The 13,768-nt window shown below is 63.2% G+C and carries 12 protein-coding genes and 1 pseudogene; all 13 read right to left on the bottom strand.

What is annotated here, in order from left to right; genetic code table 11:
* Positions 1-26: 26 nt before the first annotated feature.
* Complete coding sequence (locus tag QN397_RS12480) at positions 27-374, bottom strand: Na+/H+ antiporter subunit C (protein ID WP_323497383.1); 348 nt, start codon at positions 372-374, stop codon at positions 27-29.
* Positions 374-3,346 carry a monovalent cation/H+ antiporter subunit A gene (locus QN397_RS12485; RefSeq protein ID WP_323501001.1) on the bottom strand — a complete coding sequence of 991 codons (2,973 nt, stop codon included), beginning with the start codon at positions 3,344-3,346 and terminating at the stop codon, positions 374-376. The genes QN397_RS12480 and QN397_RS12485 overlap by 1 nt, the downstream gene beginning before the upstream one ends.
* A 258-nt stretch (positions 3,347-3,604) precedes the next feature.
* Positions 3,605-3,982 carry a fluoride efflux transporter CrcB gene (gene crcB / locus QN397_RS12490; RefSeq protein WP_323497381.1) on the bottom strand — a complete coding sequence of 126 codons (378 nt, stop codon included), beginning with the start codon at positions 3,980-3,982 and terminating at the stop codon, positions 3,605-3,607.
* Positions 3,983-3,989: 7 nt separating this feature from the next.
* A pseudogene (locus tag QN397_RS12495) lies at positions 3,990-4,142 on the bottom strand (C4-dicarboxylate ABC transporter permease); the annotation flags it as partial.
* 154 nt (positions 4,143-4,296) lie between these two features.
* On the bottom strand, positions 4,297-4,656 hold the full coding sequence (locus tag QN397_RS12500; RefSeq protein WP_323497380.1) for a ComEA family DNA-binding protein: 360 nt from the start codon (positions 4,654-4,656) through the stop codon (positions 4,297-4,299).
* A gap of 176 nt (positions 4,657-4,832) precedes the next feature.
* Positions 4,833-6,011: a lipopolysaccharide assembly protein LapB gene (lapB, locus tag QN397_RS12505; RefSeq protein WP_187051067.1), complete on the bottom strand. Its 1,179-nt coding sequence runs from the start codon at positions 6,009-6,011 to the stop codon at positions 4,833-4,835.
* Positions 6,001-6,300, bottom strand: a complete 300-nt coding sequence (locus QN397_RS12510) for a LapA family protein (RefSeq protein WP_187051068.1) — start codon at positions 6,298-6,300, stop codon at positions 6,001-6,003. The genes lapB and QN397_RS12510 overlap by 11 nt, the downstream gene beginning before the upstream one ends.
* Before the next feature lie 31 nt (positions 6,301-6,331).
* The gene (locus tag QN397_RS12515; protein WP_323501002.1) at positions 6,332-6,646 is read right to left on the bottom strand and encodes an integration host factor subunit beta; all 315 of its coding nucleotides are present in this window, start codon (positions 6,644-6,646) and stop codon (positions 6,332-6,334) included.
* Between the two features lie 73 nt (positions 6,647-6,719).
* The gene (gene rpsA, locus QN397_RS12520) at positions 6,720-8,408 is read right to left on the bottom strand and encodes a 30S ribosomal protein S1 (RefSeq protein ID WP_187051070.1); all 1,689 of its coding nucleotides are present in this window, start codon (positions 8,406-8,408) and stop codon (positions 6,720-6,722) included.
* Positions 8,409-8,578: 170 nt separating this feature from the next.
* A complete protein-coding gene (locus QN397_RS12525; RefSeq protein ID WP_323501003.1) occupies positions 8,579-10,609 on the bottom strand; it encodes a bifunctional 3-phosphoshikimate 1-carboxyvinyltransferase/cytidylate kinase in 2,031 nt (676 codons plus the stop codon).
* Positions 10,610-10,615: 6 nt separating this feature from the next.
* Positions 10,616-11,494, bottom strand: coding sequence for a prephenate dehydrogenase (locus QN397_RS12530; RefSeq protein ID WP_323497378.1), 879 nt, complete (start codon positions 11,492-11,494; stop codon positions 10,616-10,618).
* 7 nt (positions 11,495-11,501) lie between these two features.
* The gene (gene pheA / locus QN397_RS12535) at positions 11,502-12,623 is read right to left on the bottom strand and encodes a prephenate dehydratase (protein ID WP_323497377.1); all 1,122 of its coding nucleotides are present in this window, start codon (positions 12,621-12,623) and stop codon (positions 11,502-11,504) included.
* Between the two features lie 21 nt (positions 12,624-12,644).
* Positions 12,645-13,751: a 3-phosphoserine/phosphohydroxythreonine transaminase gene (gene serC, locus QN397_RS12540; protein ID WP_323497376.1), complete on the bottom strand. Its 1,107-nt coding sequence runs from the start codon at positions 13,749-13,751 to the stop codon at positions 12,645-12,647.
* Positions 13,752-13,768 lie beyond the last annotated feature (17 nt).

The following is a 13,768-nucleotide window of genomic DNA, read 5'->3' on the forward strand; positions in this document are numbered from 1 at the left end:
GCAGCCGGTCGAGCATGTGGGTCAGCTCATTCACGCCGGACCTCTTCGCCGTCGACGTGGTCGGTGCTGGTCAGTCCGCGCGAGGCCAGCAGCACGACGAGGAACAACGCGGTCATCGCGAAGCCGATGACGATGGCGGTGAGCACCAGCGCCTGCGGCATCGGATCGGCGGTGTTGGCGAGCGTGGCCTTGAGCCCCTTCATCAGCACCGGTTCACTGTCGACCGCCAGCCGGCCGGTGCTGAACATAAAAAGGTTGACGGCATAAGACATCAGCGTGAGACCGACGATGACCTGGAACGTGCGCGGGCGCAGCAGCAGGTAGACGCCGGAGCCGGTGAGCACGCCGATCGCGATGGCGAGAACGAGTTCCATCAGGCAGCGGCCTCCGCGGGTGGCGCGGATAAGGCCGACGCTGTGGCCGCTGTGGCCGCTTTGGCCTCGGCCTCGCGCTCGTCCTGCTCTTCGGCCCAGCGGTGGCTGCGCACCGATTGGTGCGCGAGCGCCGTCAGGATCAGCATGGTGGCGCCGAGCACCAGTGCGAACACGCCGATGTCGAAGAAGAGCGCGCTCGGCACGTGCACTTCGCCCAGCAGGGGCAGATGCAGGTGCGCGGTGTGCGTCGTCATGAACGGATAGCCAAGCACCACCGACCCACCGCCGGTCACCAGCGCCAGCAACAGGCCGATAGCGATCCAGCGCCGAGGATAGATGCGCAAGTGCTCCTCGACCCATTCGGTGCCCGACACGATGAACTGCAGCAGCAGCGCGACCGACATCACCAGCCCGGCGACAAAGCCGCCGCCCGGCGCGTTGTGACCACGCATGAAGAAGTAAATGGACACCAGAACCGCCAGCGGCAGCAGCAGGCGCACCAGCACGGCCGGTACCATCAGGTAGCCGACGGCCGTGTCTTTGGCGAGCCGCGGGTTGAGCAGGTCGCTGCTGCCGTCGTCCTGCGCGCGTTGTTGCGCCGGCAAGGCCATCGATTCGGGCGCCGGCCGAAAGCGGCGCAGCAGTGCGTAGATCGTGAGTGCGACCACGCCGAGCACGGTGATCTCGCCGAAGGTATCGAAGCCGCGGAAGTCGACCAACATCACGTTGACGACATTGGTGCCGCCGCCTTCGGTCTGTGCATGTTCAAGAAAGAAGGGCGAGATGCTGCGCGGAAACGGCCGCGTCATGAAGAGCCACGCGAGCGACGCCATACCCGCGCCCGCCGCTGTCGCAAGCAGCACGTCGCGACCGCGGCGACTCCATTGCCGCAGCTGTGTGCGGGCCGGCTGCGTTGCCTCTTTGCGCATCGGCAGCCAGCGCAGGCCGAGCAGCATCAGCACGGTGGTGACGGCCTCGACAACCAGTTGCGTCAGCGCCAGGTCGGGCGCGGAGAACCAGATGAAAGTGATGCAGCAGACCAGCCCGGCGCCCGACGCCAGCATGAGCGCGGCGAGGCGGTGGAACTTGGCCTGCCACGCTGCGCCCAGCGCGCACACGATGCCGATGAGCCAGGTCATGGCGAACATCGGGGAGAACGGCAGCAACTCGCGGCCACCGCGTACCGCCGGCGTTTGCCAGAGCGCAGCGCCTGCGGCAACGACAGCGAAGCCGATGAGCAGCAGCAGTTGCGACTGCAGCCGGCGCGTGCCGAGCAGACGCCGACTGCGGCGGCCTGCCTCGCTCAACTGTGCGAGCGCATGCTCGAACATGCGCTGGCCATCGAACCGATGCAGCAACGGTGTTTGCTCCAGGGCGCCCGCCGCGCGGCGCTTGCGCTGCAGCAGGTACAACGCCGCACCACCGACCAGCGCGACGAAGCTCATCATCAGCGGCAGATTGAAACCGTGCCACACCGCCAGGCTGTATTTGGGCAGTTCGCCACCGACCACCGGCGCGGCCGCAGTCGCCAGCAGCGCGCCGATCGACCAGGCGGGCGCGACGCCGACGACCAGACAAAGCAACACCAGCAGTTCGACAGGCACCCGCATCCAGTGCGGCGGCTCGTGCGGCGTACGTGGCACGTCGGGCGACGCGCAGGTCGGGCCGAAGAACACGTCGAACACGAAGCGCGCCGAATAGGTCACGCTGAAGATGCCCGCGAGCGTCGCCAGAATCGGCAGGCCCCAGTTGATCAACGGGGTCGATTGAATAAACACGGTTTCTGCGAAGAACATTTCCTTCGATAAAAAGCCGTTGAGCAGCGGCACGCCGGCCATTGATGCGCTCGCGATGATCGCCAGCGTGCCGGTGATCGGCATCAGCTTGAGCAGCCCGCTCAGCTTGCGGATATCCCGCGTGCCGCTCTCGTGGTCGATGATGCCGGCGGCCATGAACAGCGACGCTTTGAAGGTCGCGTGATTCATGATGTGGAAGACGGCTGCCACCGCAGCCAGTGGGCTGTTGAGCCCGAGCAGCAGCGTGATGAGGCCGAGGTGCGAGATGGTCGAGTAAGCGAGCAGCGCCTTCAGGTCGCGCTGGAACATCGCGATGAAGCCACCGAGCAGCAGCGTGATGGCGCCCGCGCCACCGACCAGCCAGAACCATTCTTCAGTGCCCGACAGGACCGGCCACAGCCGGGCCATCAGGAACACGCCGAGCTTCACCATCGTGGCCGAATGCAGGTAAGCCGACACGGGGGTCGGCGCCGCCATGGCGCGCGGCAGCCAGAAGTGAAACGGAAACTGCGCGCTCTTGGTGAAGGCGCCGAGCAGCACCAGCACCAGCACGACCGGGTAGAGCGTGTCGCTGCGGATCAATTGGCCCGAAGCGAGTATGACATCGAGGTCGTAGCTGCCAACGATGCGGCCCAGCACCAGCACGCCGGCCAACAGGCAGAGCCCGCCGGCACCTGTCACGGTGAGCGCCATGCGAGCGCCTCGTCGGGCGTCGCGCCGGTGGTGCCAGTAGCCGATGAGCAGGAACGAGAAGAGGCTGGTGAGCTCCCAGAAAAACACCATCTGCATCAGGTTGCCCGAGAGCACCACGCCCATCATCGCGCCCATGAATGCGAGGAAGAACGAGAAGAAGCGTGGCACCGGGTCCGACGCCGACATGTAGTAGCGCGCGTAGAGCACCACCAGCGCGCCGATGCCCAGCACCAGCATGCAGAACAGCCATGCGAAGCCATCCATGCGAAACACGAGATTGAGGCCCAGTTCGGGCAACCATTCGATCTCTTGCCGCAGCACGTTGCCGTTGGCCAGTCGCGGGAAAAACCAGGCCGTTTGAATCGCACAGCCCAACGCGACAAGCCCTGCCAGAGTCGACTCCCGATTGCGCGCATTGGACGGCAGCAGCGCCGCCAGCAGACTGGCAACGAAGGGGAGGACGACGAGGAAAACCAGGGGCATCGAGAATGATTCTATCGACCGCCTTGTTGGACGAGCCTTGCGAACTGCGCTAGTTTTTCGGGCTTTGCCGACCGGCCTCGAGGTTGGCATCTGGCTGCCAGTCGGTCGCCATCTTCAACGGCACGAACGGCGTCGCAAGCACGATCAGCAGCCCCATGACGATGAAGGCAGGGAATTGACGGCGGACCTTATTGAAGAAGTATTACTTTGGCATTTGGTATGCGTTGGATGGGGGCGCTGTCACAGGCACTTCCCGACTCACGCAAGCACGGATTGGGCCGCGCGAAAGCCGAGCCAGGTCAGGCAGAGCGAGCCGCCGAGATGCAGCGCGACGGTTCCGAGCGCCAGGCCAGCGCGACCCTGCAGCAGCATGCCGACCACTTCGGCGGAGAAGCTGGAAAACGTGGTCAGCGTGCCGAGAAAGCCGGTGATCGCCATCAAGCGCCAGGCAGGGTCGATATCGGGAAAGGCGTCGAAGGCCGCGATGCAGATTCCGATCAGGAAGCCGCCGACCAGATTGACTGCCAGCGTGCCCCACGGCAAGGTGCCGCCGGGGTTGAGCCAGAGCTGCACGCCCCACCGCAACAAAGCGCCGACGCACGCGGCAATGCAGATGGCGAGGCCTTGCAGGAACATGGTTTGGTTACTTTTCTACGCCCATCATCAGGTGGGGACGGAGGGTCACGATACTCGGGAAAATCGTCATGAGCGCGATGCAGACTACCAAACAAAAGAAGAACGGAATGGCCGCCTTGGCGATCACGTTGCTGTCCTTGCCGGTCGTGTTCTGCAGCATGACGGCGCAGGGCCGGACGATCATGCCGATGCCGTCATTGCACCGGCACCGGCACCGACGTGAGCACGCAGACGACGCAGACGCAAAAAAACCGCCCGAAGGCGGCTTTTTCTTTGCTGCTGACTTCGTCTTGAAATCGCAGCACGTGATCTGATCACGGCTTGGCGGCGACCTTCGGCTTGGCGTCTTCCTTGACGGCGACCTTTGCGCTCTTAGCCGACTTCGCCGGTGCTGCATCGACTGCTCCCTTGAAAGCTTCACCGTTGATGGTCAAGCCTTCGTTGGAAAGCTTGGTTGCCGTCTTGGATTTGACGCCCTTGACGCGGCTCATGAGGTCGGGCCAGTCTTTGAACTGGCTGGTGGTGCGCGCATCGATGATGCGCTTCGACATCGCGGGGCCGACACCTTTGAGGCCATCGAGTTCTGCGGCCGTACCCTTATTGGCATCGACTGCGGCGAACGAAGCGACTGCGAACACCATGGCGGCCAGAGCCGCTGCAAATTTCTTGAACATGATTACTACTCCCTGATTTATTGATGTGAAAGCACGGCGCAAGACGCGCCGGCTTCGTTTCAACGGAGTCGCGACAACGGGCGTTGACCGGGATTTCCCAATCAAATGTCTCAATACCCACGCCGCAAAAACTCATCAAATCTTGGGGTGAGGCTCAGCGTTCTGTTGGCTCTTACTCACAGTTCTTCGACACGTCGCGGCGGGTAGCTGTCCCATGCCTGGCAGCCCGGGCAGTGCCAAAAATACTGGTGCGCCTCGAAGCCGCAAGCGGCACACCGGTAGCGCATCAGTGGCCGTGTGGCCTGGTCAAGCGCACGTTGAACCTGCGGATGAAACTGTTCGTGGGTCAGCGTTTCTCCCGCGAGCCAGCGCGATGCGGCCACAAGCGAGGGCTGATGGGTCAAATGCGCGATGTAGCCGTCTCGTGGCGTCGGTGCTTCGGCTGAGGTGAGATCGTCCGGCAGGATCGGCGTGCCGCCCAGCGCGATGACGGCCTCGAGCACGTCGATCGATGGTGACGCGGCATAACGGCGCTGCAGCAACGCGAGCGCTTCTCCGGCACGCTGTGACGCTACGGCAGCCTGCTGCAACGACGCGGCGAAGAGCGGCAACGCCAGCGGCGCAGCTTCCGACAGGGCCATCAATGTTTCGAAGGCCGCTGCCGACTCGCCATTGCGCAGTTGAAGGTTGGCCGTGTCGATGGCCGGCCGTGGGGCTTGCGGCGCCAGAGCGGTCGCTTGAGCGAGCAACTGCGCTGCAGCAGAAAGGTCGCCCGCTGCGGTCTGCTCGGCGGCTTGCTCGCACAGATGATGGGCGCGGCGCGTGCCGTAGCTGGCCTGGTCCGAGTCATCGAGTTTTTGCGCGACCTCGGCCGCTTGCGCCCATTCGCGCGAGCGCTCGTAGATTGCCAACAACGACAAACGGGCCTCGTTCTCATAGCGTGTGCCTTCGAGCTTTTGCAGTGCGGCTTCTGCGCGATCGAGCAGGCCGGCGCGCAGGAAGTCTTGCGCCAATGCGTGCTGCGCGCGGTCGCGGTCAGCGCGGCTCAGGTCGCCGCGTCCGAGCAGATGTTCATGTACCCGCACAGCGCGCTGGTACTCGCCGCGCCGTCGAAAAAGGTTGCCGAGCGCGAAGTGCAGTTCCTGCGTATCGGGGTCGTTCTGCACGGCTTCGATGAAGGCGTCGATGGCCTGGTCCTGCTGTTCGTTCAGCAGAAAGTTAAGGCCGCGAAAGTAGGCCTTGGGTGCCTGACGGTTCTCGAGCTTCAACTGTCGCAGGTCGAAGCGCGATGCCAGCCAGCCGAGAACGAAAGCGATCGGCAAGCCGAGCAATAGCCAGCTGAAGTCAAAGTCCATGTTGTCGTGCCACAGGCAGTTCCACGTTAGCCGCCGGGGCTGCCGTTGCGACGGGGAGCGTCTCCGGGATTCGGGTTGCGGCGACGCGGTGCTTCCACCAGCCAGGCAGCATGCCGAGGGCGCCGACCACCAGGCCACCCGTGAATGCGGCCAGCACGACCAGCACGAGCGGTGCGCGCCAGAAGGTACCGAAGAAGAAATAGACCGTCGCGTCTTGCTGGTTGTTCAGCGCAAAGGCGAAGAGGGTAAAAAAAATGGCTGCCTTGAGCAGCCACAGGAGGTATTTCATGCGCATCCCCGTTGGCGCGACGATTTTGCCATCAGGCGTTGCGGCTCGCGGCGTCGAGCTCGGCGGTGCGAGCATCTACCGCTTCGCGCAGTGCCTTGCCCGGTTTGAAATGCGGCACCCGCTTTTCGGGGATCTGCACGCTCTCGCCCGAGCGTGGATTGCGTCCGATGCGCGGCGGTCGCCGATTGACCGAGAAGCTGCCGAAGCCGCGAATCTCGATGCGATGCCCGCGCACGAGCGCTTCGCTCATGGCGTCGAGAATCGTCTTGACCGCGTATTCGGCATCGCGATGTGTCAGTTGCGCGAATCGGGCTGCAAGTTCTTCGACGAGGTCAGAGCGTGTCATAGGCCGCAAGAAAAACGAAGGCGAAAAAAAAGACAGAGCGGCCACCTGGCCGGCTCTGTCTTGCGGACGCAGCTTACTTGCTGTCGTTGTTGTCAAGCTTGGCGCGCAACAGGGCGCCCAGGCTGGTGGTGCCCGCGTTTTCGCGTGCCGACTGCTGGCTCAGGTTGGCCATGGCGCCTTGTTCGTCGACCATGTCCTTCTGCTTGATCGACAGCTGGATGTTGCGGGTCTTGCGGTCCACGTTCAACACGACAGCAGTGACTTCGTCGCCTTCCTTCAGCACGTTGCGAGCATCTTCCACGCGGTCGCGGGAGATTTCGCTGGCGCGAAGGTAGCCGAGGATGTCTTCGCCGAGGTCGATCTCAGCGCCCTTGGCGTCGACGGTCTTGACCTTGCCGGTGACGATCTGGCCCTTGTCGTTCACGGTCGTGAAGGTGGTGAACGGATCGCTGTCGAGCTGCTTGATGCCGAGGCTGATGCGTTCGCGGTCGACATCGACTGCCAACACGAGCGCTTCGACTTCCTGGCCCTTTTTGTAGTTGCGAACAGCGGCTTCGCCGGTTTCGTTCCACGAGAGGTCGGAGAGGTGAACCAGGCCGTCGATGCCTGCTGCCAGGCCAACGAACACGCCGAAGTCGGTGATCGACTTGATCGGGCCCTTGACGCGGTCGCCACGCTTCGTGTTTTGCGCGAACTCTTGCCACGGATTGGCCTTGCACTGCTTCATGCCCAGGCTGATCCGGCGCTTGTCTTCGTCGATTTCCAGGACCATGACTTCGACTTCATCGCCCAGGGAGACGATCTTGTTCGGAGCGATGTTCTTGTTGGTCCAGTCCATTTCGGAGACGTGCACCAGGCCTTCGATGCCGGGTTCGAGTTCGACGAACGCGCCGTAGTCGGCAATGTTCGTGACCTTGCCGAACAGGCGGGTCGATTGAGGGTAGCGGCGCGAAACGCCCATCCATGGGTCGTCGCCCATTTGCTTCAGACCCAGTGAGACACGGTTCTTTTCGGTGTCGAACTTGAGGATCTTGGCGGTGATTTCCTGGCCGGCCTGGACGACTTCGCTCGGGTGGCGAACACGACGCCATGCCATGTCGGTAATATGCAGCAGGCCGTCGATACCGCCGAGGTCGACGAACGCACCGTATTCGGTGATGTTCTTGACGACACCGCGCACGACTGCGCCTTCCTTCAATGTTTCCATCAGCTTGGCGCGTTCTTCGCCCATGCTGGCTTCGACCACGGCGCGACGCGACAAGACCACGTTGTTGCGCTTGCGATCGAGCTTGATGACCTTGAATTCGAGGGTCTTGTTTTCGTACGGGGTCAGGTCTTTGATAGGACGCGTGTCGATCAGCGAGCCCGGCAGGAATGCGCGGATGCCGTTGACCAGAACGGTCAGGCCGCCCTTGACCTTGCCGCTGGTGGTGCCGGTGACGAAGTCGCCCGATTCCAGGGCTTTTTCAAGCGCCAGCCATGAAGCGAGACGCTTGGCGGTGTCACGCGACAGGATAGTGTCGCCGTAGCCGTTTTCGACGCTGCCGATGGCAACGGAAACGAAGTCGCCGGCCTGCACTTCGAGCTCGCCCTTGTCGTTCTTGAACTCCTCGATCGGCACGTACGCTTCGGACTTGAGCCCGGCGTTAACGACGACGTGGTTGTGTTCGACGCGGATGACTTCGGCCGTGATGACCTCGCCAGTACGCATCTCGGAACGCTTCAGCGATTCTTCGAACAGTTCAGCAAAAGATTCAGACATTTATGGTTCCTTCCGTCAGGCAGGGTGAGCAGGCGCCAGTGCGAAATTGCGTGCGGCTGCGTAAGTTCTGTAGACGGCGGTTGTGGGCAAGTAGCCCGGGTTGAGTTAAAAAAACCAGCAGGCCGGTGCGCTTGTCGCGCGGCAGGGACCGGCTGGAACCACGCAGCCGGTCAAGCTTCCTTGAAGGGCTGTGTTTGCTGCCACCAAGCCAACACCTGGACGACCGACTGTTCGATCGAAAGGCTGGAGTTGTCCAAGCGGCGGGCATCTTGCGCGGGTTTGAGAGGCGCAACGCTGCGGGATGAGTCCCTTGCGTCGCGTGCCTCCAAGTCAGCGCGAAGACTGTCGAGTGTAGTCGAAATACCCTTTGAAATCAACTGCTTATACCTGCGCTCGGCGCGGTGGGCGGCGCTGGCCGTGAGGTAAACCTTGAGCGGCGCATCGGGGAAGATGACGGTGCCCATGTCGCGCCCGTCGGCCACCAGTCCGGGCAACCGCTGAAAGCTCTTTTGCAGGGCGGACAAGGCCTCGCGCACGGCCGGCAATGCAGACACGCGCGACGCGTCCATACCGGCGGCTTCGCTGCGAATCGCGTCGGTCACGTCTTCGTCGGCGAGCATGACCTTGCCTTCGACGAAACGCAGCGGCAGCGAGCGCGCCATGTCTGCGATTTGCGCTTCGTGCTGTGGCTCGGGCATGAAGCCTTGGCGTCGCATCGCGAGGCCGGTCACGCGATAGAGTGAGCCGGAATCAAGGTAGTGGTAGCCGAGCCGATACGCAACTTCGACCGCCAGCGTGCCTTTGCCCGAAGCGGTCGGGCCATCGATGCAGATGACCGGCACAGATGCAGGCTCGACCACCGAAAACAGCGTTTCGAAGTAGTCGGGAAAGGTCTTTGCTACGCAATGTGGATCGAGGATACGAACCCCGATTCGATCCGGATTGAACGCGGCTAGCGAAAAGCACATGGCGACGCGGTGATCGTCATACGTGTGGATGCTGGCGGCGTGCCATCCGCCCGTTGGCAAGGGATGTACGCGAATGAAGTCCGGTCCGGCCTCTACGGTGGCGCCCAACTTGTGCAGTTCGTTCGCCATCGCGTCGATACGATCGGTTTCCTTCACGCGCCAACTGGCGATGTTGCGCAGCGTGCTCGGGCCGTCGGCGTAGAGCGCCATCACGGCCAGCGTCATGGCGGCATCGGGGATGTGATTGGCGTCGAGGTCGATTGCCTTCAGCGGCCAGGCGCCGCGCCGCACTTCGAGCCAGTTGGCGCCGCTCGTGATGTCGGCGCCCATTTGCCGCGCGGCTTCGACGAAGCGGATGTCGCCCTGGATGGAGTCGGCACCGACCCCTTCGATGCGGAGCGAGGCCACTGCGCTGCTCGGGCCATCCGCGGCTTTCGCGCCTCCGGTCGCGATCGCACCCAGAGCAATGAAGTAACTGGCAGACGAAGCATCGGCCTCGACATGAATGTCGCCTGGCGAGCGATAGCAGCTGCCGGCAGGAATCGTGAAACGTTCCCAGCCATCGCGGCGCACACAGATGCCGAAGCGCGCAAGCAAATTGAGCGTGATTTCGATGTAAGGCTTGGAAATCAGTTCGCCCATGACCTCGATCACTATGTCGCGCGTCGCGGCCAGCGGCAGCGCCAGGAGCAGGGCCGTCAGAAACTGACTCGACACATCACCGCGCACGCGGATCGGCGTGTCGAGCGCCAGCGCGACGTGGTCGACTGGATGAATCCGCAGCGGCGGGTAGCCCGGGTTGCCGAGGTAATCGATGCGGCAACCGAACTGCGTGAGCGCGTCGACCAGATCGCCGATCGGTCGCTCGTGCATGCGTGGCACGCCGCTCAGTTCGAACTCGCCGCCGAGCAGCGCCAACGCGGCGGTCAACGGCCGCATGGCGGTGCCGGCATTGCCGAGAAAGAGGGCCGCCGAAGCGACGCCGAGTTGACCGCCCAACCCTTCGATGCGCGTGGTGCCGCCGTCGTGCTGCACACCGCACCCGAGTTGGACCAGGGCGTCCAGCATCACGCGCGTGTCGTCGGAATCGAGCAGGTCGTGCACCGTCGTCGTGCCGCTCGCGAGCGCGGCCAGCAGCAACACCCGGTTCGAGATGCTCTTGGAGCCGGGCAGTTGCACCGTGCCTGCCGCTGCGACCAGCGGGGGCAGGTCGAGAAATGGCGTCGAAAACATCGGGCGTCAGTTGCCGGAAGAGGAGCCGGACGGCTGCCACTGCGCCCGCGTTCGGCTTGCCTCGGCGATCGCGTTTTCCAGCGCCTGAGAATCGCCCGAAGCAATCAGCGCCTCGAATTGCGTCAGCTGCTTTCGGAAGGCCTGCGACTGCAACAGCACCTGCTCGCGGTTGGCCAGCAAGATGTCGCGCCACACGGCAGGGTCGCTGGCGGCGATGCGCGAAAAGTCGCGAAAACCCGGCCCTGCCAGCGCCATGAAGCGCGCGCCGTGCGGGTGCGCCGCAATTGCGTTGGTAAAAGCGAAAGCGACCAGATGCGGCAAGTGGCTGACCGCGGCGAGAGCCAAATCATGATCCTGGTGGGTCATCGTGACGACGTGCGCGCCGATGTCGGTCCATACCTGAGACGCGCACTGAACTTTCGAGCGGAGCGTTGTCTTCACTGGCGTGAGCACGACCTGCCGACCAGCGTAGAGCCCCGCGTCGGCATGCTCGATGCCGGCCACTTCCTTGCCGGTGATCGGATGCGCTGGAACGAAGCTCGAAAACTGGTCTTGCAACCCGCGCCGCGCCGCCTCGATCACGTCGCCTTTGGTGGAGCCGACGTCCATGATCAGCGTGTCGGGCGAGAGGCCATGACGGATCGCTTTGAAAGTGGCCTCGGATGCAGCGACGGGCACCGCGATCAGCACCAGATCAGCACCCGATACGGCGAGCAGCGCGGAGGGCGCTGCAACGTCGATGACGCCGAGTTGTTTGGCACGCTCCGTGGTTGACGGTGACTTGCTGTAGCCGACCACGCGCTTTACCAGCTTGGCGCGTTTCAACGCCAGCGCAAACGAGCCGCCCATGAGTCCGCAGCCGATCAAACCGAGTTGCTCGAACATTGCGGCGTCAGGCGTTCACAGGGTAGGCGCCCAGCATTTTGTAGAACGCGCACGTGGTGCGCAGTTCGGCAAGTGCGGCGGCGACATTGGGTTGCAGCGGATGACCGTCAAGGTCGATGTAGAAGTAATACTCCCACTGGCCCGTGCGCGCAGGGCGCGACTCGAATCGGGTCATCGAAACACCGTGGGTCTTCAGCGGCACGAGCAGGTCGTGCAGCGCGCCAGGACGGTTGGTGACGGACACCACGAGGCTCGTGCAGTCGCGCCCCGAGATGGGCGGTGTCGCCAGCGTTTCGGGCAGGCAGATGATGGCGAAGCGCGTGCGGTTGTAGGCGTCGTCCTGAATAGCATGGGCGATGATGTGCAAGCCGAACCGCGTCGCCGCGCGCTCGCTCGCGAGAGCAGCCCAGGCCGGATTCGTTGACGCCAGCCGGGCACCTTCAGCGTTGCTGGACACCGCGCGACGCTCGGCATTTGGCAAATGCTTGGAAAGCCATGTCTGGCACTGCGCCAGCGCTTGCGGGTGCGCCAGCACGACCTCGATGTCGTCCAGCACATTGGTCGTGCGCAGCAGGTTGTGGCGGATCAGCAGGCTTACTTCGCCCACTACATGAGCGGGCGAATGCAAGAACAGATCGAGCGACCGCGTAACGACGCCCTCGGTCGAATTTTCAACCCCGACAACGCCGTATTGCGCGCTGCCCGCAGCAGTCGCATGAAAGACCTCATCGAAGCTCGCGCAGTAAACGAGGTCGGCTGCGCCGCCGAAGTATTCGATGGCAGCCTGTTCGCAGAACGTGCCTTCCGGCCCCAGCACGGCAACGCGTTGGGGCGATTCGAGCGCCAGACACGCCGACATGATTTCGCGCCAGATCGCCGCCACATGCAAATCCTTCAGCGGACCCGCATTGGTGTGCTGCATCTTTTCGATGACTTGCGCGACGCGATCGGGTCTGAAGAATGGCGTGCCCTCGCGTTTCTTGATCTCACCCACCTGTTCGGCGACGTGTGCACGCTGGTTTAGCAGTTCGAGCAGTTGCTGATCGAGCGAATCGATCTGCACGCGCAGCCCCAAAAGGCTTTCGGAATTGGGAACGGAGGGGTCGGACGGTGGAGCAGAGGCGGTCATCAAATCGAATTCGCAGCTGAATCAGGCGTGCGTTCGCTCGAATTCTCGCATGTAGCCCACCAGCGCCTGCACGCCCGCGAGCGGCATGGCGTTGTAGATACTGGCGCGCATTCCGCCGACCGATTTGTGGCCCTTCAACTGCAGCAATCCGGCGTCGCGAGCGCCTGCCAGGAACGCCTCGTTGCGGTTTTCGTCGCGCAGGAAGAAAGGCACATTCATGCGCGAACGGCAGCTCGCGTCGACCTTGTTGTCGTAGAACGCCGAGCCGTCGACAAAGTTATAGAGCAAGCTGGCTTTGGTAGCGTTACGTTGCTCCATCGCTGCAACGCCCGACAACTCGCCCTCGGTTTGATGCAGCAGCCATTGAAACGTGAGCCCCGCGACATAGATGCCCCAGGTCGGTGGCGTGTTGTACATCGAATGGTTGTCGGCAACCGTCTTGTAGTTGAATGCGCTCGGGCAGATATTCAGCGCGCGATCGAGCAAGTCATCGCGCACCACGACGATCGTCAGGCCGGCCGGACCGAGGTTCTTTTGCGCACCGCCAAACGCGAGGCCGACGCGACTCCAGTCGACGCTGCGCGACGCGACGTGCGATGAAAAGTCGATGACGAGCGGCGCCTTGCAACCGAGTGCCGCCAAGTCGGGCAATTCCTGAAACTCGACGCCATTGATCGTTTCGTTGGTGCACACGTGCACGTACGAAGTGTCGCTTGTGAGCTTCCAGGTCGATGGCTCGGGAAGTCGCGTGTGGCCGTCCGCGGCGTTGCTGGCAGCGATGTTCGCATTGCAGTAGCGCTGCGCCTCTTTGTGCGACTTCACGCTCCAACTGCCAGTAACCACGAAGTCGGCCGTCGTACCACGCGAAAGGTTCAGAGGAACGATCGCGTTTTCACCCAAACCGCCACCTTGCATGAATAGGACGTGGAAGTTGGAGGGCACCGCGAGCAGCGTGCGGAAGTCCGCCTCCGCCTGCATCGCGATCAAACCAAACTCCTTGCCGCGATGGCTCATCTCCATCACGCCCATGCCACTGCCGTGCCAATCGAGCATTTCTTCGGCGGCGCGCTGGAGCACCGTCTCCGGCATCGCGGCCGGACCCGCGGAGAAGTTATAGGGGCGCGTCATCGCTATCGAGCGGGTCC

The organism is Variovorax sp. RTB1, assembly GCF_035018765.1.
Taxonomy (GTDB): domain Bacteria; phylum Pseudomonadota; class Gammaproteobacteria; order Burkholderiales; family Burkholderiaceae_C; genus Variovorax.

Coding starts and splice junctions, on each gene's coding strand:
- QN397_RS12480 (WP_323497383.1), bottom strand. CDS start 374: ATGGAACTCGTTCTCGCCATCGCGATCGGCGTGCTCACCGGCTCCGGC.
- QN397_RS12485 (WP_323501001.1), bottom strand. CDS start 3,346: ATGCCCCTGGTTTTCCTCGTCGTCCTCCCCTTCGTTGCCAGTCTGCTG.
- crcB (WP_323497381.1), bottom strand. CDS start 3,982: ATGTTCCTGCAAGGCCTCGCCATCTGCATTGCCGCGTGCGTCGGCGCT.
- QN397_RS12500 (WP_323497380.1), bottom strand. CDS start 4,656: ATGTTCAAGAAATTTGCAGCGGCTCTGGCCGCCATGGTGTTCGCAGTC.
- lapB (WP_187051067.1), bottom strand. CDS start 6,011: ATGGACTTTGACTTCAGCTGGCTATTGCTCGGCTTGCCGATCGCTTTC.
- QN397_RS12510 (WP_187051068.1), bottom strand. CDS start 6,300: ATGAAATACCTCCTGTGGCTGCTCAAGGCAGCCATTTTTTTTACCCTC.
- QN397_RS12515 (WP_323501002.1), bottom strand. CDS start 6,646: ATGACACGCTCTGACCTCGTCGAAGAACTTGCAGCCCGATTCGCGCAA.
- rpsA (WP_187051070.1), bottom strand. CDS start 8,408: ATGTCTGAATCTTTTGCTGAACTGTTCGAAGAATCGCTGAAGCGTTCC.
- QN397_RS12525 (WP_323501003.1), bottom strand. CDS start 10,609: ATGTTTTCGACGCCATTTCTCGACCTGCCCCCGCTGGTCGCAGCGGCA.
- QN397_RS12530 (WP_323497378.1), bottom strand. CDS start 11,494: ATGTTCGAGCAACTCGGTTTGATCGGCTGCGGACTCATGGGCGGCTCG.
- pheA (WP_323497377.1), bottom strand. CDS start 12,623: ATGACCGCCTCTGCTCCACCGTCCGACCCCTCCGTTCCCAATTCCGAA.
- serC (WP_323497376.1), bottom strand. CDS start 13,751: ATGACGCGCCCCTATAACTTCTCCGCGGGTCCGGCCGCGATGCCGGAG.